Source organism: Halomonas qinghailakensis, assembly GCF_025820815.1.
GTDB lineage: Bacteria > Pseudomonadota > Gammaproteobacteria > Pseudomonadales > Halomonadaceae > Vreelandella > Vreelandella qaidamensis.
Map to the genome: position 1 here is coordinate 3,206,123 of NZ_CP096973.1, position 19,284 is coordinate 3,225,406.

Here is a 19,284-nt window from a genome sequence, read left to right on the forward strand (position 1 = left end):
AGAAGTATGGTACAAGATTTATATAGCAATAATATGAAAAGCACCGGCCTTGCTAACCGTAAGGCTAAGTGCAGGTGAACACCTTAGTGGAGAAGACGTATGGCCTGGAATGAGCCTGGTGGTGGCAACCAGCACGACCCCTGGAGTGGTGGTGGCCGACGTGGCAGTAATAACGGCGGTGACCGCGGCGGCAATAATGGTGGAGGTAATAATGGTGGCAACAATCAAGGTCCTCCCGATCTTGACGAGGCACTAAAAAAATTCCAAGACAAGCTAAACGGAATGCTAGGTGGTAGCGGCAAGAAAGGCAGTGGCGGTAACGGGAGTGGTAAGAGCGGTGGCGGTAAGCCTCGTAATTCTCTTGCGCTTCCTGGTCTACTGGTCATTGTTGCCTTGGCTATTTGGGCCGCTTCTGGTTTCTACTTAGTCGATCAGTCCGAGCGTGGTGTTGTGCTACGCTTCGGCGAGTATCAGGGCATCGTAGATCCTGGTCTACAGTGGAACCCACCACTCATCGATGATGTGCGTATGGTAAACGTGACCCGCGTGCGGTCAGTTTCTCAAACGCAGTCAATGCTGACGCGAGATGAAAACATCGTTGAAGTGGAAATTTCTGCGCAGTACCAGGTGGCTAATCCTCGTGACTTCGTATTAAACGTGCGTGATCCAGCGCTTTCCATCGAAAATGCATTGGACTCTGCTTTGCGTCACGTTGTCGGCGGTACGGATATGATCGATATCTTGACCTCTGGGCGTGAGATTCTGGGTAGTTCTGTGGCAAGCCGACTTCAATCTTATCTGGATGCTTACGGTGCTGGTATTCGTTTGCAGACAATTAACATTGAGTCCACGTCAGCGCCTGCGCCCGTTATTGATGCGTTCGATGATGTTATTCGTGCACGTGAAGATCGTCAGCGTACGATCAACGAAGGGATGGCTTACGCCAATGCCATTATTCCTGCGGCACAAGGTCAAGCGCAGCGTGTCGTTGAGCAGGGCCAAGGTTATCGGGAGTCGGTTGTCGCTGAAGCGCAAGGTCAAGCTAACCGCTTTACCGCATTGCTAACCGAGTATCGCAATGCGCCTGACATCATGCGTGAGCGTATGTACCTAGATGCGATTGAAGATGTCTTTGGAAAAACGCCCAAAGTATTGCTGGATGTAAGTGAAAATGCTCCTTTGATGTATTTGCCACTGGACCAAATGCGTGGCGAAAGCTCGGGTAGCGATAACGCTTCTTCCAATACGGGCAGTAGCGGTGAATCAATCGATCCGCGGGTGTTGGACTCATTGCGGGGAAACCAAGGTAGTTCTTCATCCTCGTCATCCAGTAATCCTATCCGCAGGGAGGGCCGCTAAATGATTAATAATCGATCCCTGCTAATCGTAGGTGGCTTGGCCGCTGTGGCTTGGCTGGCTAGTAATAGCTTGTATGTAGTCGATGAGACTCAGCGCGCCGTAAAGCTACGCTTTGGTGAAGTCATTGAGGAGAACATTCAGCCAGGGCTGCATGTTAAAATCCCAATCGCTCAAACGATTCGTAAATTTGATACGCGTTTGCTGACGCTTGACACTGATACTAGCCGCTATCTAACGCTTGAGCAGAAAGCGGTTATTGTGGACTCCTACGTTAAGTGGCAGGTGATTAACCCCACGCGTTACTACGAGGCCACTGCGGGTGACGAATTAATGGCGATTCGCCTAATTCAACCGCGTGTAGATGAAAGCTTACGTAACGAGTTTGGTCGCTTGAATCTTCAGGAAATTATCGCTGAGCGCCGCGATGACCTGATGACAGGACCAACTGCAGAGCTTGATGAGCTGATGCGCGATGAGCTGGGTGTTGCAATTCGTGACATTCGTATCAAGCGTATCGACTTACCAGAAGATGTATCGGCAGCGGTATTCGAGCGGATGCGTTCTGAGCGTGAACGTGAAGCTCGGGAGTGGCGCGCTCAGGGGCAGGAAGAGGCTGAGCGTATTCGTGCTAATGCTGATCGTCGCCGTCAAGTACTGCTTGCCCAGGCTAATGAGCGTTCTGAAACATTGCGTGGTGAAGGTGATGCAGAAGCGGCAGCGATTTTCTCCCAGGCCTATGGACAGGATCAGGAATTCTTCGCCTTCTGGCGCAGCTTGAACGCATACCGTGAAAGCTTCGCAGGCGATAACAACCTGTTGGTGCTGGAACCAGATAGTGATTTCTTCCGCTATCTACGCAGTGCAGCCCCTGGCAACGCTGAGTAATTATGTGCGTTTAGCCCCGCTAGGTTATGCAATCTCAGCGGGGTTTATCTGGCGCACAAACGTGATAGACTTAATTAACCGGGCGTCGCCCGGTTTTTTTGTGGCCCTTATTTCGCTAGCGCTTGTCTATGAACGCCTAAAACGCGTCATAAGGTAGCTGCGTTTGGGCCTTCATTGTCTCGCAGGATTGTTCACATGACCATCGCTGACCGCTGGCTATTGCCCGACGGCATGGATGAGGTGCTGCCGCCTCAGGCAAGCCGCATGGAAGAGCTGCGCCGCGCGCTGCTTGATCTCTACCATTGCTGGGGCTACGACCAAGTAATGCCACCGCCGGTGGAGTTTTTGGACTCCTTGCTTACGGGTACCGGTACCGATCTAGATCTTCAGACCTTTAAATTAACTGACCAGCTCACGGGCCGAATGATGGGTGCATCTGCCGATGTGACCCCACAGGTAGCGCGTATGGACGCTCACTCGCTAAAGCGCCAAGGGCCCGTTCGGTTGTGCTACTGCACAAACGTTCTTCGTGCTAAAGCCGACCAGCACCAGGGCGGTCGAAGTCCTGTGCAGGTGGGTGTCGAACTGTTTGGTCACGCAGGTTTAGAGGCTGACGGTGAAATTATTCATTTGGCTCTGGCCAGCTTAAAAGCCGCCGGCGCTGATGAAATTCATTTGGCGCTGGGCCATATTGGCATTTATCGTAGCCTTGTTGAGGCGGCTGCGCTCAGCGATGAGCAAGAGCGTGCGCTGTTTGAAGCGTTAGCGCTTAAGTCGCCCGGCCAATTAGCTGAGCTGGTTCGCCGGAGCGTCAGCGACCCAGCCTTAGCAGATATGCTAATAGCGCTTGGTGAACTGCATGGTGATGCGAGCGTGTTAAGGCAAGCTCGAGACCGTTTTGCTGATGCCCCAGCGCCGGTAATGGCGGCACTTGATCAGTTGGAAGCGCTTTATAAAGGCGTGTTGGCGCGTTTTAATGTTTCGCTCTATTTTGATTTGGCAGAGCTGCGCGGTTATCAATATCACACTGGCATGATGTTTGCCGCCTATGTGCCCGGCTATGGTCATGCACTAGCTAAAGGCGGACGCTATGATGACACTGGTCGTGCTTTTGGCCGTGCGCGTCCGGCGACTGGTTTCTCCATGGATTTAAAACAACTGGCATCGCTGGCCTCAGCTTCACCCCGTCAGGGTGCTATTTGGGCGCCTGCCCAAGAAGAAGAGTCGCTTAACGCTGCCATTGCCACGCTGCGTGAGCAGGGTGAACGCGTGATTCAAGCGCTGCCTGGGCAGCGTACTGGGCCGGCGGAGCACAATTGTGACCGCCGTCTTGAGTTTATTGACGGTCGTTGGCAGACAACGGCCCTGACACAAGAGACGAGTGCATAATGGGTAAGAATGTCGTAGTCCTGGGTACCCAATGGGGTGATGAAGGCAAAGGCAAGATTGTTGACCTGCTCACCGAGTCAGCCTCAGCGGTGGTGCGCTTTCAAGGCGGCCATAATGCTGGCCACACGCTGGTGATTGACGGTGAGAAAACGGTTCTTCACCTGATTCCGTCCGGTGTGCTGCGCCCAGGTAAAACCTGTGTGATCGGTAATGGCGTTGTGTTATCGCCTGAAGCGCTGATCAAAGAGATTCGCGAGCTTGAAGAGAAGGGCGTGCCGGTACGCGAGCGCCTGCGTTTGTCGCCTGCTTGCCCGTTAATCCTGCCCTACCATGTGCGTTTAGATCAAGCACGTGAAAAGGCTCGCGGCATTGCTAAAATTGGCACGACTGGTCGTGGGATCGGACCTGCTTACGAAGATAAAGTAGCCCGTCGTGGTCTGCGCTTAGGCGATATGCTTCACCGTGAGCGTTTTGCCTCGAAGCTTGGTGAGGTGTTGGACTACCACAACTTTGTATTGGTGAACTATCACGGTGAGCCAGCGGTAGACTTCCAGGAAGTGTTGGACACTGCTATGCAGATGGCCGAAGAGCTACGGCCTATGGTCACAGACACCGTTAGTATGGTGCACGATCTTCGTAAAGCCGGTGAGAATATTCTGTTTGAGGGTGCTCAAGGTTCGCTGTTGGATATTGATCATGGTACCTACCCCTACGTTACCAGTTCCAATACCACGGCAGGTGGTACGGCTACCGGCTCAGGCGTGGGCCCGCTTTACCTAGACTACGTACTAGGTATCACCAAAGCTTACACCACTCGTGTTGGTTCCGGCCCCTTCCCAACAGAGCTTTTTGACGACCATGGCCGTCATTTAGCCGAGCGTGGGCATGAGTTTGGAGCAACCACTGGTCGCCCGCGCCGTTGTGGCTGGTTTGACGCCGTAGCGTTACGCCATGCTGTACAGATCAATTCAGTCTCTGGTATCTGCTTAACCAAGCTTGATGTGTTGGATGGACTGGAAAATATCCGCGTGTGTGTAGGCTATCGCAGCAAAGATGGCGATGTTTTGGATAATCCAGTTGATTCAGAAGGCTATGAAGCCGTCGAGCCGCTTTACCATGATCTGCCAGGCTGGAAAGAGTCCACCTTGGGCGCTAAGCGGGTTGAAGACCTGCCAGCAAACGCTCGTTCTTATATTAGCTTCTTAGAAGAGCAGGTGGGCACCAGCATCGACATTATCTCAACCGGTCCTGACCGCGTGGAGACAATTGTTTTGCGTAACCCGTTTGATGGCTAAACCAGTAGTATTCCACGACTAATTAGTGTGATGGTTAGTGGCTGAAGCTATTAAGTGATTGAAAAAAGGGGCGATTAGATCGCCCCTTTTTCTTTAAAGCAAGTTCTTTAAAGCAAGTTCTTTAAAGCAAGCATATTAAAACTAAAAATCGATACCACGACGAGCCTGTAAGCCATTGTTGAAAGCGTGACGTACTTCTTGCATTTCTGTCACTGTGTCGGCCATTGCTACTAAATCTCGATGTGCATTGCGTCCGGTAATAATTACTGTTTGTTCCTGTGGGCGGTTGATCAATGCTTGTTTAACTGTATCAATATCTAAGTAGCCGAATTTCAACATGTAGGTAATTTCATCTAGTACCACTAAATACGTGTCTGGATCAGCGAGCATTTTTTCAGCCTCTTGCCACACTTTTTGGCAAGCTTGGGTATCTGCCTCGCGGTTTTGAGTGTCCCAGGTAAAGCCTGTTGCCATAATGGCAACGCTTAGGTTGGCATCATCTTCAAGTCGGTTGCGTTCCCCGCACTCCCACAGCCCCTTAATAAACTGCACGACACCAACCTTATACCCATAGCCAAGCGAGCGGGTGACAGTGCCCCACGCGGCGGTGGTCTTGCCTTTGCCATTACCCGTGTTTATCAATAACAGTCCACGTTGTTCAGTGGCGTTGGCAACTTTCTCGTCAACTCGGGCTTTCAGTTTTTCCATCGACGCTTTGTGACGTGCATCGCGATCGCTCATGGTATGTACCCATTGGCAAGTGATTAATTCAGTGGTGGTTAGGGTAATTCATCCAGCGTCAATTTAACATTGCCAAAGATAAGGTTTGTATAGTTATTGAGAGGTATTGTTAAGCTTTTGGTTGTCGATATTGGAGTTGATGAGTCACATTATTTAAGAGAATTGGCCGGTTGGGGTCTAGCTGCTCTAGAATAGTGGGTCATGTCTTACCAGGAAAATTGCCATGCCCTCATTTGATATTGTGTCAGAGTTTGATCAGCACGAAGCGTCCAACGCTGTCGATCAGGCAAACCGTGAAGTGCAAACACGTTTTGATTTTAAAGGCGTCGATGCCAGCTTTACCCTCGAGGGTGAAAAGGTTCAGCTTGAAGCGCAGGTGGATTTTCAGCTTCAGCAAATGATCGACGTATTGCGCAACCGCCTAATCGCCCGTGGTATTGATGCCCGCTGTATGGATATTCAAGACCCAGTGTTATCTGGAGTGAAGGCTCGTCAGGAAATCATCCTTAAGCAGGGGCTCGACCAAGCTGAAGCCAAAGATGTGGTTAAGCGTATCAAAGCCAGTAAGCTAAAGGTACAGGCTCAAATTCAGGGTGAAAAAGTACGCGTTACGGGTAAAAAACGCGACGATTTACAGAGCGTGATGGCGCTTTTACGTGGCGAAGAGGGGCCTGAATTACCGCTACAGTTCGATAACTTCCGTGATTAATTACCACGTTAGATAGTAAGGCGATGGAGCAGCATTAGACGCTGCCCCATCAAATAATTTATAAGCTTACAGGAGTCACGCACTATGTCTGATCCGCAGCCGGTTTATTTAAGCGACTACCAGCCGCCCGCCTACCAAGTTACCCATACCGAGCTGACGTTTGATCTTGACCCTGCAGCAACCCGCGTGAAAGCACGCCTGCATATAGAGCGTCATCCCAGCGCTGATTCACAGGCGCCGCTAGTACTTAACGGTGAACAACTGACGCTAATATCAGTCGCTATTGATGGTAACTCTTTGCCTGATGCTGCGTATCAGCTAACAGATGAGGTGCTGCACATAGCAGATGTGCCAGAGGCTTTCATGCTGGAGAGTGAGGTGGAAATTGCTCCCAGCAGCAACACGGCACTGGAAGGGCTATACCAATCTAACGGCATGTATTGCACCCAATGCGAAGCAGAAGGCTTTCGGAGAATTACTTACTACCCCGATCGTCCTGATGTGATGGCCACCTTTAAAGTAACGGTGATTGGCAATGCCACCAGTGAGCCAGTGCTGCTCGCTAATGGTAACCCTATTAACCAAGGTGTATTAGAAAATGGCCGCCACTTTGCGATATGGGAAGACCCGCACCCGAAACCTTGCTATCTGTTCGCGTTGGTCGCCGGTAATCTGCATAAGGTGGAAGACTCTTTTGAAACTGTGAGCGGCCGCAATGTGACGCTACAGCTGTGGGTTGAGCAAGAAAACCTAGACAAAACCGAGCATGCTATGGCCTCTCTCAAGCGTGCCATGGCATGGGACGAACAGGTTTATGGGCGTGAATACGATCTTGACCTGTTTATGATTGTGGCGGTGAATGACTTCAATATGGGGGCAATGGAAAATAAAGGACTTAATATATTTAATTCCGCCGCAGTACTAACCCATCCCAATACCGCCACCGACGCCACCTTCCAAAATGTGGAGGGGATTGTTGCCCATGAATACTTCCATAACTGGTCGGGCAATCGAGTGACTTGTCGCGATTGGTTCCAGCTCTCTTTAAAAGAGGGTTTTACGGTCTTTCGTGACCAGTGTTTTTCCGCCGATACTAATTCAGCTCCCGTTAAACGCATTCAAGATGTCTCGTTTTTCCGCACGGCCCAGTTTGCCGAAGATGCAGGGCCAACGGCACATCCTATCCGACCAGACCACTTTATTGAAATTACCAACTTCTACACCCTGACGATTTATGAAAAAGGGGCAGAGGTTGTGCGTATGCTGCGTAATTTACTGGGTTGGGAAGACTTCCGTCGCGGCTCAGATCTTTATTTTGAGCGTTTTGATGGGCAGGCAGTCACCATAGAAGACTTTGTGGGCTGTATGGCCGAAGTATCTGGCGCGGATCTTAACCAATTTATGCGTTGGTACTCCCAGGCAGGCACCCCTGAAATCGATGCGCACGGCGAGTACGATTACGCTCATGCGGAGTATCATCTCACTCTGCGCCAGCGTACCCCCGCCACCCCTGGGCAGCCAGAAAAACTGCCACTACATATTCCTGTGCGTATGGGGCTAGTGGGTACCAAGTCAGGTCAGGACCTGACATTAACGTTGTCAGGTGAAAAGCTGGGCAAAGATGCTGTGATTCATCTCACTGACGATGAGCAAACGTTTGTCTTTACTGACGTTGCTGAAGCACCGGTTCCTTCACTGCTACGCGATTTTTCGGCACCTGTAAAACTGCATTTCCCCTATTCACGTGAAGATCTTGCGTTTTTACTGACTCATGATAGCGATGGCTTTAACCGTTGGGATGCGGGGCAGCGGCTTGCCATGCTGGCGCTAGATGATCTGATCGCTGCGCATCGTAATGGTGTTGAAAAGGTCATGGATACTCGCGTTGTTGAAGCATTTAGAACGCTGCTTACCGGTGCTATGAGCGATAAAGCGGTGCTTGCTGAAATGCTAACGCTACCCTCTGAAGCTTACATCGCCGAGCAGCAACCCATCGTTGATGTGGATGCGATCCATGCCGCTCGCGAATTTGTGCGGCAGTCCTTGGCGGTTGCGCTTCGTGATGAATTTGTCGCCGTGTATAAAGCGAATCAAAGCGATGAGCCTTATGCGCCAACGCCTGAGCAGATTGCCCAGCGTAGCCTCAAAAATATCGCCTTAACCTATTTAATGGCGATTGAGGACGAAGAGGGCATTGCGTTTTGTGAAACGCAGTTTGCTGCGGAACATAACATGACCGATGTTCGCCATGCGCTGACATTGTTGGTGCATAGCGACCGTGATGACATAGCGTCTCCTGCATTGAAAGCATTTGGCGAAAAATGGGCACACGATCCGCTGGTTATGGATCAGTGGTTTACCATACAGGTTTCACGCCCGCAGTCTGATGTTCTCGATCGTGTTCAGTATTTAATGCAGCATCCCGCATTTTCAATCAAGAATCCTAATAAAGTGCGCGCGCTGATAGGCGCATTTGCCCAAAATCGGGTTAATTTCCATCGCTTAGACGGTAAGGGATACGCACTGTTAGCTGATGTGGTTATCGAGCTAAATCGTTTAAATCCTGAAATAGCTGCACGTCTAGTAACACCATTGACACGGTGGCAGCGTTTTGACGAAGAGCGGCAACAGTTAATGCGTGATGAACTTGTACGTATTAAGCAAGAGCCGCTATCGTCTAATGTGTTTGAAGTTGTTGAGAAAGCGCTGGCATAAGATATACCAGTGAATAAACCATGGAGAGGGAAGGCGCCGGTGACAGAGATACAGCAGCACTATTTACTGATTATTAACGGTAAGTCTGCCGGTAACCCGGCGCTGCGTGACGCTGTTGAGCAGCAGCGTAAGGCAGGGATGCCGATTACCGTACGTTCGACTTGGGAAGGGGGCGACGCCGCTGACTTTGCTGCCCAGTCGGTCGAGCTGGGCGCTACGCGGGTGATTGCCTGTGGCGGCGATGGAACCGTTAATGAAGTGGTGAACGGGCTAATGCGGATCGCCCATGATCGCCGTCCTGCACTAGGCATTGTGCCGTTAGGCAGTGCCAATGATTTTGCTACTTCTCTTGGCTTGCCGTTAGAGCCAGGGCCAGCGCTCGAAGCCGCCGGGCGTTTGTCATCCTCGCCGATAGATGTGGTCAGAATAACCGCTCAATCAGCTACTGAAGAAGCCATCAGCTATTATATCAATATGTTGACCGGTGGTTTTGGCGCTGAAATAACGTCATCGACTCCCAAAACGCTGAAGCGCATGTTGGGTGGAGGTGCCTATTCCTTGATGGGAGCGCTAAAAGCTTGGCGGCACCGAAGCTATCGCGGCACGTTGTCTTGGGGTGATCAGCAGCAAGAAGCCTCCCTTTTACTTCTTGCACTAGGTAATGGGCGTCAGTCGGGTGGTGGGCAAGTATTAGCGCCAAGAGCCAAGCTCGACGATGGTCGTTTCGATGTGCTGCTAGTCAAGGATTTTTCATCGGCGGCCGAACTGCCAACCTTGTTAAATGAGCTGCAGCAATTCCCATCTGAAGGGCGCTTTGTGCGCTACTTTACCGCCAACCAGCTATCTGTAACGACCCAGCCAGATGATGAGCCTTGGCCGTTAACCTTAGATGGAGAGGCGCGTCGTTATGAACGCTTTTGCGTCGAAGTAGTGCCGCTTGCCCTAAAGGTGCTGTTGCCAGAAGGGTGTTTGCTACTGACGGCTAATGATCGCCACTAATTATGTATTATATGAATCGCTATTAAGGAGAAAATCCAATGGGAAATCGCTTTTGGATGCCGCTACTGGCCAGTCTCGCGCTTCTGCTAAGCGCCTGCGGCGACACCCAGGAAGATACCGCTGTAAATGAAGAGAACACCTCTAGTAGCGACGTTGATGCTCAACAGGCATCATCTGAAGACGGCAGCGAAGCGGCGGATGGCGCGGCTAGTACTGAGGATACCGAAGATGATATTGAAGCGCGCCAAGCGGCAGAGGAGTTAGAAGAAGCGGAGGCACTGAGAGATGACGAAAATAATGCATCGGAAACCTCAGTTTCGCCCAATAATGATGATATGGAAGCAGGTGAAGATACGCTTGCAGCTGATCCAGAAGATGCACTCGATGAAGCCAGTGCCATGCCTGGTGAAACCACACGTTCAGATGTCGATGATGTTATTGCTGAAACCGAACGTCGCTTTGAAGAAGCTCAGCGTCGCTTAGATGAGCAGTTTAAAGAAGTAGAGCAGCAAACACCGGCCTTGGAACCAATGGATGGCGACGCTCCCACCCCAAGTTGGGAAACGGAGTCCAGCTTACCTGGTACGTCTGAGTTAGATGATAATTTAGAAGCCACCGACGTAGATGCGCTGATCGAAGACACTGAGCGTCGTTTTGAAGAAGCGCAAAAGCGTTTAGAAGAGCAGTTTGAGGCCCTAGAGCGTGAACGGCCGGTAAGTGAGAGTATGAACAGTGCGGGTGAGGAGCAAGCAGCTGAGCGCGTTCAGGAATAATGTGGCGGATGCAGACTCTGAGTGCAACACACTCATTGGATGGTTGATGGGCTTTCATGGTACTTGACCATCAGCTCGCTCATCACTTCTATCGGACATTTAAATCCAAAGCGTTTTCGAGGTCGCATATTCAGCTCAAAGGCAATGGCGTCCAGCTCTTCCTGGCTATGTGCTGAAAGGTCCGTTCCTTTCGGTAAATATTGACGGATAAGACCATTGATATTCTCATTGGCCCCACGTTGCCAGGGGCTGTGGGGGTCGCAAAAATAAATCGCAACGCCCGTTTCTTGAGTGATTTTTGCATGCTGTGCCATTTCACGCCCCTGATCATAGGTCATGCTTTTTCGAGCGGTGGTCGGCATTCGGTTCAGGGCGGCACTAAAACCTGCTACGGCGGATGTGGCGGTGGCGTCGTCCATTTTTGCGAGGATCAGATAGCCACTGCTAAGCTCTACCAAGGTGCCTACCGCGGACGCGTTATTCTTACCTTTGATCAGATCGCCTTCCCAGTGGCCAGGCATTTCACGCTTACTGACCTCGGGCGGACGTAAGTGAATGCTGATCATGTCAGGGATCTGTCCACGTCGATCCACTTCGCCACGACGAGGCTTGCGTGTGGTTTTACCTTGTCGCAAGCAGTGAATCAGTTCCTTGCGAAGGTGGCCAACAGGCAAGGCATAAATGGCCGTGTAGATGGTCTCTCGGCAGACGTAGGCATCGCGCAAATCAGGTAGTTTCATCGTCTTGAGCTTGCCGCTAATTTGTTCGGGAGACAAGCGTCGCCGCAACATATGCACGATGAGATCAAACCGTTCGGTGCCTGGCAAAAGCTTACGCGCAGGACGACAGACCTCTCGACGCTTTTCTCGCTGACGCTGGGCGTACCGGGCGCAGTAACCGTTCTGGGCCATTTGGTTACGGCGTATTTCACGAGAGATGGTTGAAGGAGCTCGCCCCAGGAGCTGGGCAATATGCCGAAGGCTCATCCCTTGGGCTTGACCCACTTGGATGCTGGCACGTTCTTCAATACTGAGTTCGAGGTAAGACATGGGACAACACCTTAGCGAAATGCTCAGGTGTTGCACTCAGTTTCTGCGGCCAAGTGTGCTTATATCACCAGTAAAGACAGACATCATCAGTAAAGACAAATAAGGCCCGCTTTTGAGCGGGCCTTGTTGTATTCCTCTGGTATTAGACCGGACGAATGTTAGAAGCCTGAAGGCCTTTTTTACCCTGAGTTACTTCAAAGCTGACTTTTTGACCGTCTTGCAGGGTCTTGAAGCCTTCAGCTTGAATTTCGGAGAAGTGGGCAAACAGATCGTCACCGCCGTCATCAGGAGAGATGAAGCCGTAACCTTTAGTCTCGTTAAACCACTTGACAGTACCAGTCGCCATCGTCCATATCCTTAACATGCTTAATGATTGAGCGAGCATTCGTAGTAAATGCCTGCCAAAATCACTTTAGAAGTAAATAATTGAGACGTCTAGCTGTGGGCTTAAGATTTTTTAAACGTTTGGTGGGCTTATTCTTATGATGGAAATCAGCTTTATTGATGCACAGTTTGTCCCTTTTCTGGTGGCAATAACGCTGCTATCCATTAGTCCAGGGGTCGATACGTTATTAGTTATTCGCAATACTGCTCGTGGAGGTGTTCGAGATGGTATTGCAACCAGTCTTGCTATTTGCTGTGGGTTATTCGTCCACGCGACTATTTCTGCGTTGGGTATCTCGTTGATACTGCTGCAATCGGCCTGGGCATTTCATATGCTTAAACTAGTGGGGGCGGCTTACCTGATTTGGCTAGGCATCTCCAGCCTGCTGGCGGCGCGCCGCGGTACCCCCTTACCTGTTCGGGGCGTAATGACAAGCTGCTCACCCGTTTCGTTTTGGCAGCCCATCAAAGAAGGATTGCTTTCCAATATACTGAACCCCAAAACCGTTGTGTTTTATATGGCATTTTTACCCCAATTTATTTCACCGACTGACCCTGCGCTGCTGAAATCGTTATGGTTAGCAGGGATTCATTTCGTGATTGCCAATATCTGGCAAATTAGCGTGGTACTAATGGTGGGGGGAGCAAGTAAATGGTTGGCTAGTGCACGTTTTGCACAAACGCTCAATGCCGCAACAGGCGTGGTGCTGGTGGTGTTTGGCGTTCGTTTGGCGTTAGAGCAGCGCCCGGTATAACTGGGCGCTGTATCAGTGGAAGATAGGCGAGTCTATCGGCTTACCAGCAGTGCCCGGTCATAGCGAACGGCTTGCTCACTCTCACTAAGCAGCGAGACACCTTCGCTGTTGCCACCATTTGCCAAACTTTCGAAAATAACCCGATAGCTCAACACTGCCTGTACGTAATCTCGGGTTTCCCGGAACGGAATGCTTTCTACAAATAGGTCAAATGACTCCATGCTGTTGTTGCCCAGCCATTGATCTACTCGGCCTGGCCCTGCGTTATAAGCAGCGGTGGCAGCTAATCGGTTACCTCGATAACGTTCCAACTTGTCACGCAGGTAGGTACTTCCTAAGCGAATATTAAGTTCTGGTTCTAAAACGCCGTAAGGACCTGGGTCATTAATCCCAAGCTGACGACTAACTTGGCTAGCAGTCCCTGGCATTAACTGCATTAATCCTCGTGCACCCGCAGGCGAGAGTGCGACTGGGTTGTAAGCACTTTCACGACGAGTGATGGCCATCAATAAATAAGGGTCAACGCCGGTGATGCGGCCCCAATGCAGGAAGCTGTCGCGATACGCTGCTGGAAAACGCCAGTCCAGTGCATCCCACATTTCCGCCGCAATCGTGGTTTGCACGAGGCGTGCATGCCACTGCTGATGAGCGGCGTAATCAGCGAGTGCTCGGGCCTGATGAGGCGTGGCATTTTGTGCAGCGTAGAGCCACTCGCTATTGGCTAGCCCATCTTCCCCAATACGTAGGAGCGCTTCGGTGCGCTGAACCGCCGGCAGGCGCGCCGTTTGTGCTCTGGTTGCTTCGTCAAAATGGTTGCGTTCTAAGTTGAGCTGGTAGGGTTGATTGAGCTTTTCAGCAGCCGCAAAACCATAAAAACTACGGTCTGTGGCTGCTTGCTGGTAACGCGCTAATGCTGCTTCACGATTGCCTAGTTGCTCATTGGCCCTTGCTAGCCAATATTGCCAACGGCTACTTTCTTGCTGACTGTCAGGCATTTCGGTAATCCAGTGGACGACATCTGTCCACTGTTTTTTGGCCAGCGCGTCGCGAACGCGCAACTCCAATACGCGTTCGCTGTTTAGCGAGGGCAAAACGCTGTCAACCCAGGAAAGGGTGCCTGGAACGCTACGCACGAGTGCATAAAACGCAAGTTCTTCTTCGATCGCTTGGCGATCACTATGGGTTAGGTTGAGGCGTGGCCCAATAGCTTGCCAGGCGGAGTAGGCGGCAGGTGTATTTTCTCGCGTGTAGCGCTGCATGGCGGCTTTATAAAATGCTCCCGTGGCAGCGCATTCAGGGCCAAGGCAGGTAGGCGCTGAGGCAAGTGCGCTTGATGAGTTTTTGACAGTTTCAGCGGTATTCAAGGCTGTTTGCCACTGACCGCTCAGTAACCCGCCTAAATAGCTGCTTAAGCGCTCTTCGCCCGCCTGCCAAGCAAGCATTTTACGCTCCCAAATTGCCGTGGCATCAATGGTGCCCTCTGCACGAAGGCGATTAAACAGAGGGTCGCAGGCATCCGGCTGGGAGCTGCCCACGCGCCACAGCTCAAGCCCCGCTTCACGAGCTTCTGTAGGCGCTCTATCCAGTAGGGCAGTGTAGTAGTAACACTGACGAGCAGTACCCGCAGGAACGCCGTCAGCAACGGCAAGTAAGTCGCCAAAACGGCCCGCATAACCATACTTTGCTATCGCTTGGCCACGCATCCATTCTGATAACGGTGAGTCAGCATGGCGCTCGATAAACTGAAGCACTTGGCTAGGATCAGCGTTAGGCAACTGGTTACGCAGGCGGTGGTAGTCAATGTAGCCACTGAGGATGTGCCCCTCAATGGCGCGATTATCTATTTGTTGCCACTGCTGTTGGCGTGCAGCTTCAAGTGCCTCGCGCATCGCTGCGTCTGAGGTTGCCCAGGAGGCAGTGGGTAAACCGATAAGCACCGCCGCGCATAGGCTGCGAAACGTTAATCGAAATGGCGAAGCTTGCATGGCACTCCCTCTTGCTCGCTAATGGTGTCTAGTTGCTATATTGCTAGGACTGTACTGCTGGATAGATGATGAACTAAATGTGTAAACAATGTTCTGACAATTACGATACCTAGAGGATTCAATAACGATGGCACGAATGTCTACGTGGTGGTTGTTTCGTCGGCTCAAAACTCGTGTTTGGGCTGTAAAACGCATTGGCCGAGCTCTAAAACTTTTTTTGCCTATGACGCGTGACGTGCTGCGAGGGGACTTCCGCCCTATCCCTTGGTCTGCATTTGGTTTGATGGTGCTAGCGCTTGCTTATCTTGTCATGCCTTTTGATCTGATTCCCGATTTTCTAGTAATGATTGGCGTTGTTGATGATGTGTTGATTGTGGGCTGGTTGCTAAACCGTGTTGATGATCATTTGTCTGACTACCGCGCTTGGAAATATGCAGAAGAAACACCAGCCGCTTCTTCTCATTCACCTTCTTGAAATCTCACTGCTTAACCCCATATTGAGTTCACAACCTTTTTCGCTCTTGCCTAGCGTTAGGCAAGAGCGCCAAGCACAACGTGATGAATGAGGGCTAAGCGCATGACGACGGCGACCCACGAAGAAACTCTTGGCTTTCAAACGGAAGTTAAGCAACTCCTGAATTTAATGATTCACTCTTTGTATTCTAATCGGGAGATTTTTTTACGCGAGCTGATTTCTAACTCAGCTGATGCCTGTGACAAGTTGCGCTATGCAGCGCTTGATAACGATGCGCTCTATGAAGGTGATAGTGAGCTGCGCATTGAAATTGAGCACGATCGTGAGGCTAATACCATTACGCTACGTGATAATGGCATTGGTATGAACCGCGATGACGTTATTGCAAATCTTGGTACTATTGCTCGTTCAGGTACCGCTGAGTTTCTTAAGCAGCTTTCTGGCGAACAGCAAAAAGACGCTAAGCTGATCGGCCAATTCGGGGTGGGATTCTACTCTGGATTTATCGTTGCTGATGAAGTGGCGGTACGCACTCGCAAAGCGGGCACTGACGCCTCAGAAGGGGTTGAGTGGCGTTCTAAAGGTGAAGGTGAATTCACTGTTGCTGATATTGAATGCGAGCGTCACGGTACTGAGATCACGCTTCATCTTAAAGATGATGCCAAAGAGTTTGCCGACGACTATCGCTTGCAAAGCCTCGTGCGCAAATATTCCGATCATATCGAAGTGCCCGTACGCATGCCTAAAACCGAAACGGCAAAAGACGACGAAGGCAACGATATTGAAGGCAGTGAAATCACTACCTGGGAAACGGTCAACGAAGCGACTGCATTGTGGGCGCGTCCGAAAAGCGAGGTCACTGAGGACGAGTACAAAGCGTTTTATAAGCACGTTGCGCACGATTTTAGCGATCCGCTGACGTGGAGCCATAATAAGGTAGAGGGTAAGTTAGAATATACCAGCCTGCTTTATGTGCCGGGCCGTGCACCGTTTGATATGTTCGATCGTGATGGCGCTCGAGGCGTTAAGCTTTACGTTCAGCGCGTATTCATTATGGATGATGCCGAACAGTTCCTGCCGCTCTACCTGCGCTTTATTAAAGGTGTGTTAGATACCCGCGATCTGTCTTTGAACGTGTCCCGCGAGCTGCTTCAGCAAGATCCTAAGGTTGATAAGATTAAAGGTGCGCTGACCAAGCGTGCGCTGGATATGCTCAAAAAACTGACTAAAGACAGTGAGCAGTATCAAACGTTCTGGAACACGTTTGGTAGCGTGCTGAAAGAGGGGCCAGGTGAAGACGCTGCCAATCGTGAAAAGATTGCTGGCCTGCTACGCTTTGCATCAACCCATACCGATACAGCTGCCCAAGAACATGCGCTAAGCGATTACGTCGAGCGTATGAAAGAGGGCCAAAAGAAAATCTATTATGTGGTGGCAGACAGCTTTAATGCGGCAAAAAATAGCCCTCATCTTGAGATTTTCCGTAAGAAGGGAATCGAAGTTTTACTGCTGTCAGACCGAGTTGATGAGTGGTTAATGAGCCATCTTACTGAGTTTGACAGTAAATCGTTTGCCGATGTGGCCAAAGGTGAATTAGACCTTGGTGATGTGGAAGACGAGGAAGAAAAGAAAGCTCAAGAGGAAACGGCTAAAGCCAAGGAAGATCTGGTTAAGCGCGTTAAAGAGGCATTAAGCGATGGTGTTCAAGAGGTGAAAATCACCCATCGTCTAACTGATTCGCCCGCCTGTGTGGTGCTTCCTGAGCATGAAATGGGCTACCAGATGCGCCGTATTATGGAAGCCGCTGGCCAGCCAATGCCTGAGGTGAAGCCGATTCTGGAGCTAAACCCAGATCATGCGTTAGTGGCGCGTCTAGAAAATGCGGACGGTGATCTGTTTGGCCAGTTAGCGCATATTCTGCTTGATCAAGCGATTATTGCCGAGGGAGGTCATCTTGATGACCCTGCTGCTTACGTTAAGCGGCTCAATAGTGTTTTAACGGCTTGATGAGTAAGTAGTTGATTGAAGCGGCCCGCTTGGATACCCAAGCGGGCCGCTTGTTTTAAGAGAGATGGTGATAAAATAAGCGTTAAACGCACGAGACCAACGATCAGGATATCGTCATGGCTGATGAGCAGCAGATGAATGTCGCAGTGCTGGGGGGCGGAAGCTTTGGTACCGCTCTGGCGAGCATTGCAGCCGATAACGGCGCAAAGGTACGCCAGTGGATGCGTGATGAGGCTTTGGTGACGCAAATAAACCAAGAGCACCGCAACGGGCGCTATTTACCGCATTACGTAATTAACTCCGCTGTCAGCGCATCCACAGACCTGCAGGTAGTGTTAGAAGGTGCTGAGTTAGTATTAATTGCGATCCCTTCTAAGGCGTTTCGTAGTGTTGTTCAGGCTGCCAAGCCTTGGCTAACGGCAGAGCAAATTCTCGTCAGTACCACTAAAGGTATTGAGCAAGATGGCTTCTTACTCATGAGCCAGGTGCTTGAGCAGGAGACAGGATTCCCTCACGTTGGCGTGATTGCAGGGCCAAACTTGGCGTCTGAGATTGCGGATAAACAGCTGACTGCCACTGTTATTGCTAGTGCTGATGCGCTTACCAGAACACGGGTTCAGCAAGCGTTAGGCTGCCGCTATTTTCGGGTATATGCCAGCAATGATCGCCATGGCGTTGAATTAGGTGGGGCGCTTAAAAATATCTATGCGATTGCAGCAGGTATGGCAGCAGCGTTAGGGATGGGTGAAAATACCCGCAGCATGCTGATGACGCGAGCACTTGCCGAAATGAGCCGCTTTGCCGTGGCGCAGGGTGCTAACCCGATGACGTTTTTAGGCTTGGCTGGCGTCGGTGATTTAATTGTTACCTGCTCGTCTAACCTATCCCGTAACTATCGGGTTGGTTACGCCATGGGTGAAGGGCGAGGCCTTGATGAAGCAGTATCGGCGCTAGGCCAGGTGGCAGAAGGGGTTAATACCGTTAAGCTTGTGTGTGCTAAAGCGCGGGAAATGGGGGTCTATATGCCATTGGCTGAGGGCCTGAATCGTGTGCTGTTTGAGGGTGTTCCGGCCCAAGAGATGGCACGCACCCTGATGATGGGTGAGCAAAGCAGTGATGTAGAATTTATACTGCCTCGCGAAGCTGTTCAGCAGGCCCATCGCGACCAAGCGCATTTCGACAGTGGAGGCGAGCATGGGTAGTGGTAAAAGTGATGTGAAAAATGTATTGATTATGCGGCACGGGGAGGCTGGGCAGGGGTTTCCCGATCACGCTAGACCACTAACACCGCGAGGTGTGAAAGAGGTTAGCGTCATGGCACAGTGGTTGGCCAGGCGCATTGAGCAAGGAGAGCTACCTTGCCCGACGCTTTATGCTAGCCCTTTTGTGCGCGCACAGCAGACCGCCCAGCTTATCGCTGATGCGCTAGGTTGTTCGTTACAAACGCTGTCATTTCTTACCCCAGACGACAGGCTTTCAACGGTTGGTAATTGGCTACTGAACTTGCCAGACGATGGCCCTATCATGCTAGTCAGCCATATGCCGCTGGTAGGCGAGTTAACGGGCCGGCTAGTGGAAGGTGCCCTTAGCCAAGGAATGAGTTTCCCGACTGCTGCTATTGCAGAGCTGGAGGCTGAGGTGTTGGCTACTGGATGCGCAACGCTAAAACGCTTTACCCAACCAAGCCAGCTGTCGTAACGTTTTATATTTACAGTACAAAAAAGCGGCTGCCTCGGCAGCCGCTTTAACGTTGATGAGAATCGA

Annotated in this window: 17 protein-coding genes; 13 read left to right on the forward strand and 4 right to left on the reverse strand. The window is 51.0% G+C overall.

The window, feature by feature from the left end:
* Positions 1 to 99 precede the first annotated feature (99 nt).
* The 4 genes from hflK to M0220_RS14565 all read left to right on the forward strand — a co-directional run bounded on the left by hflK (position 100) and on the right by M0220_RS14565 (position 4,928).
* Positions 100 to 1,359, forward strand: coding sequence for an FtsH protease activity modulator HflK (hflK, locus tag M0220_RS14550; protein ID WP_030072215.1), 1,260 nt, complete (start codon positions 100 to 102; stop codon positions 1,357 to 1,359).
* Entirely contained in the window at positions 1,360 to 2,244 is an 885-nt protein-coding gene (gene hflC, locus M0220_RS14555; protein WP_030072217.1) for a protease modulator HflC, read from the forward strand.
* Positions 2,245 to 2,439: 195 nt separating this feature from the next.
* On the forward strand, positions 2,440 to 3,633 hold the full coding sequence (locus M0220_RS14560; protein ID WP_264018073.1) for an ATP phosphoribosyltransferase regulatory subunit: 1,194 nt from the start codon (positions 2,440 to 2,442) through the stop codon (positions 3,631 to 3,633).
* Positions 3,633 to 4,928: an adenylosuccinate synthase gene (locus tag M0220_RS14565; protein WP_030072221.1), complete on the forward strand. Its 1,296-nt coding sequence runs from the start codon at positions 3,633 to 3,635 to the stop codon at positions 4,926 to 4,928. Before M0220_RS14560 ends, M0220_RS14565 begins: the two co-directional genes overlap by 1 nt.
* 141 nt (positions 4,929 to 5,069) lie before the next feature.
* On the opposite strand, the gene cobO is transcribed toward M0220_RS14565, so the two are convergent.
* Complete coding sequence (gene cobO, locus M0220_RS14570; RefSeq protein WP_030072223.1) at positions 5,070 to 5,669, reverse strand: cob(I)yrinic acid a,c-diamide adenosyltransferase; 600 nt, start codon at positions 5,667 to 5,669, stop codon at positions 5,070 to 5,072.
* A 223-nt stretch (positions 5,670 to 5,892) separates the two neighbouring features.
* Here cobO and M0220_RS14575 point away from each other — a divergent pair, with 223 nt between their 5' ends.
* The 4 genes from M0220_RS14575 (at position 5,893) to M0220_RS14590 (ending at position 10,865) form a co-directional block, all read left to right on the forward strand.
* Positions 5,893 to 6,378: a YajQ family cyclic di-GMP-binding protein gene (locus M0220_RS14575; RefSeq protein ID WP_030072225.1), complete on the forward strand. Its 486-nt coding sequence runs from the start codon at positions 5,893 to 5,895 to the stop codon at positions 6,376 to 6,378.
* A gap of 84 nt (positions 6,379 to 6,462) precedes the next feature.
* On the forward strand, positions 6,463 to 9,093 hold the full coding sequence (gene pepN / locus M0220_RS14580; protein WP_264018074.1) for an aminopeptidase N: 2,631 nt from the start codon (positions 6,463 to 6,465) through the stop codon (positions 9,091 to 9,093).
* A 39-nt stretch (positions 9,094 to 9,132) separates the two neighbouring features.
* Positions 9,133 to 10,092, forward strand: coding sequence for a lipid kinase YegS (gene yegS, locus M0220_RS14585; protein WP_030072228.1), 960 nt, complete (start codon positions 9,133 to 9,135; stop codon positions 10,090 to 10,092).
* A 38-nt stretch (positions 10,093 to 10,130) separates the two neighbouring features.
* Positions 10,131 to 10,865 (forward strand): hypothetical protein, encoded by a 735-nt coding sequence (locus M0220_RS14590; protein WP_264018075.1) that lies wholly within the window; start codon positions 10,131 to 10,133, stop codon positions 10,863 to 10,865.
* 32 nt (positions 10,866 to 10,897) lie between these two features.
* Here the strand turns inward: M0220_RS14590 and M0220_RS14595 are convergent, their stop codons facing one another.
* Both M0220_RS14595 and M0220_RS14600 read right to left on the reverse strand, forming a co-directional pair.
* Complete coding sequence (locus tag M0220_RS14595; protein ID WP_264017463.1) at positions 10,898 to 11,914, reverse strand: IS30 family transposase; 1,017 nt, start codon at positions 11,912 to 11,914, stop codon at positions 10,898 to 10,900.
* Positions 11,915 to 12,056: 142 nt separating this feature from the next.
* Positions 12,057 to 12,260 carry a cold-shock protein gene (locus M0220_RS14600; RefSeq protein ID WP_009721950.1) on the reverse strand — a complete coding sequence of 68 codons (204 nt, stop codon included), beginning with the start codon at positions 12,258 to 12,260 and terminating at the stop codon, positions 12,057 to 12,059.
* 136 nt (positions 12,261 to 12,396) lie between these two features.
* On the opposite strand from M0220_RS14600, the gene M0220_RS14605 reads away from it, so the two are divergent.
* The gene (locus M0220_RS14605; RefSeq protein WP_030072233.1) at positions 12,397 to 13,053 is read left to right on the forward strand and encodes a LysE family translocator; all 657 of its coding nucleotides are present in this window, start codon (positions 12,397 to 12,399) and stop codon (positions 13,051 to 13,053) included.
* A 32-nt stretch (positions 13,054 to 13,085) separates the two neighbouring features.
* On the opposite strand, the gene M0220_RS14610 is transcribed toward M0220_RS14605, so the two are convergent.
* Complete coding sequence (locus M0220_RS14610; RefSeq protein ID WP_030072235.1) at positions 13,086 to 15,038, reverse strand: transglycosylase SLT domain-containing protein; 1,953 nt, start codon at positions 15,036 to 15,038, stop codon at positions 13,086 to 13,088.
* 127 nt (positions 15,039 to 15,165) lie between these two features.
* Between M0220_RS14610 and M0220_RS14615 the strand changes: the two genes are divergently transcribed.
* The 4 genes from M0220_RS14615 to sixA all read left to right on the forward strand — a co-directional run bounded on the left by M0220_RS14615 (position 15,166) and on the right by sixA (position 19,218).
* The gene (locus M0220_RS14615) at positions 15,166 to 15,513 is read left to right on the forward strand and encodes a YkvA family protein (protein ID WP_030072237.1); all 348 of its coding nucleotides are present in this window, start codon (positions 15,166 to 15,168) and stop codon (positions 15,511 to 15,513) included.
* A gap of 102 nt (positions 15,514 to 15,615) precedes the next feature.
* Positions 15,616 to 17,520 carry a molecular chaperone HtpG gene (htpG, locus tag M0220_RS14620; protein ID WP_264018076.1) on the forward strand — a complete coding sequence of 635 codons (1,905 nt, stop codon included), beginning with the start codon at positions 15,616 to 15,618 and terminating at the stop codon, positions 17,518 to 17,520.
* A 116-nt stretch (positions 17,521 to 17,636) separates the two neighbouring features.
* Positions 17,637 to 18,722, forward strand: a complete 1,086-nt coding sequence (locus tag M0220_RS14625) for an NAD(P)H-dependent glycerol-3-phosphate dehydrogenase (protein WP_030072241.1) — start codon at positions 17,637 to 17,639, stop codon at positions 18,720 to 18,722.
* Complete coding sequence (sixA, locus tag M0220_RS14630) at positions 18,715 to 19,218, forward strand: phosphohistidine phosphatase SixA (RefSeq protein ID WP_264018077.1); 504 nt, start codon at positions 18,715 to 18,717, stop codon at positions 19,216 to 19,218. The genes M0220_RS14625 and sixA overlap by 8 nt, the downstream gene beginning before the upstream one ends.
* The last annotated feature ends 66 nt before the right edge of the window (positions 19,219 to 19,284 follow it).

Bases quoted from the DNA above. Each gene is read 5' to 3' on its own strand.
- M0220_RS14615 (WP_030072237.1), top strand. From the start codon at position 15,166: ATGGCACGAATGTCTACGTGGTGGTTGTTTCGTCGGCTCAAAACTCGT.
- M0220_RS14625 (WP_030072241.1), top strand. From the start codon at position 17,637: ATGGCTGATGAGCAGCAGATGAATGTCGCAGTGCTGGGGGGCGGAAGC.
- M0220_RS14565 (WP_030072221.1), top strand. From the start codon at position 3,633: ATGGGTAAGAATGTCGTAGTCCTGGGTACCCAATGGGGTGATGAAGGC.
- M0220_RS14610 (WP_030072235.1), bottom strand. From the start codon at position 15,038: ATGCAAGCTTCGCCATTTCGATTAACGTTTCGCAGCCTATGCGCGGCG.
- M0220_RS14590 (WP_264018075.1), top strand. From the start codon at position 10,131: ATGGGAAATCGCTTTTGGATGCCGCTACTGGCCAGTCTCGCGCTTCTG.
- sixA (WP_264018077.1), top strand. From the start codon at position 18,715: ATGGGTAGTGGTAAAAGTGATGTGAAAAATGTATTGATTATGCGGCAC.
- htpG (WP_264018076.1), top strand. From the start codon at position 15,616: ATGACGACGGCGACCCACGAAGAAACTCTTGGCTTTCAAACGGAAGTT.
- M0220_RS14560 (WP_264018073.1), top strand. From the start codon at position 2,440: ATGACCATCGCTGACCGCTGGCTATTGCCCGACGGCATGGATGAGGTG.
- M0220_RS14600 (WP_009721950.1), bottom strand. From the start codon at position 12,260: ATGGCGACTGGTACTGTCAAGTGGTTTAACGAGACTAAAGGTTACGGC.
- M0220_RS14605 (WP_030072233.1), top strand. From the start codon at position 12,397: ATGATGGAAATCAGCTTTATTGATGCACAGTTTGTCCCTTTTCTGGTG.
- pepN (WP_264018074.1), top strand. From the start codon at position 6,463: ATGTCTGATCCGCAGCCGGTTTATTTAAGCGACTACCAGCCGCCCGCC.
- M0220_RS14595 (WP_264017463.1), bottom strand. From the start codon at position 11,914: ATGTCTTACCTCGAACTCAGTATTGAAGAACGTGCCAGCATCCAAGTG.
- hflC (WP_030072217.1), top strand. From the start codon at position 1,360: ATGATTAATAATCGATCCCTGCTAATCGTAGGTGGCTTGGCCGCTGTG.
- cobO (WP_030072223.1), bottom strand. From the start codon at position 5,669: ATGAGCGATCGCGATGCACGTCACAAAGCGTCGATGGAAAAACTGAAA.
- M0220_RS14575 (WP_030072225.1), top strand. From the start codon at position 5,893: ATGCCCTCATTTGATATTGTGTCAGAGTTTGATCAGCACGAAGCGTCC.
- hflK (WP_030072215.1), top strand. From the start codon at position 100: ATGGCCTGGAATGAGCCTGGTGGTGGCAACCAGCACGACCCCTGGAGT.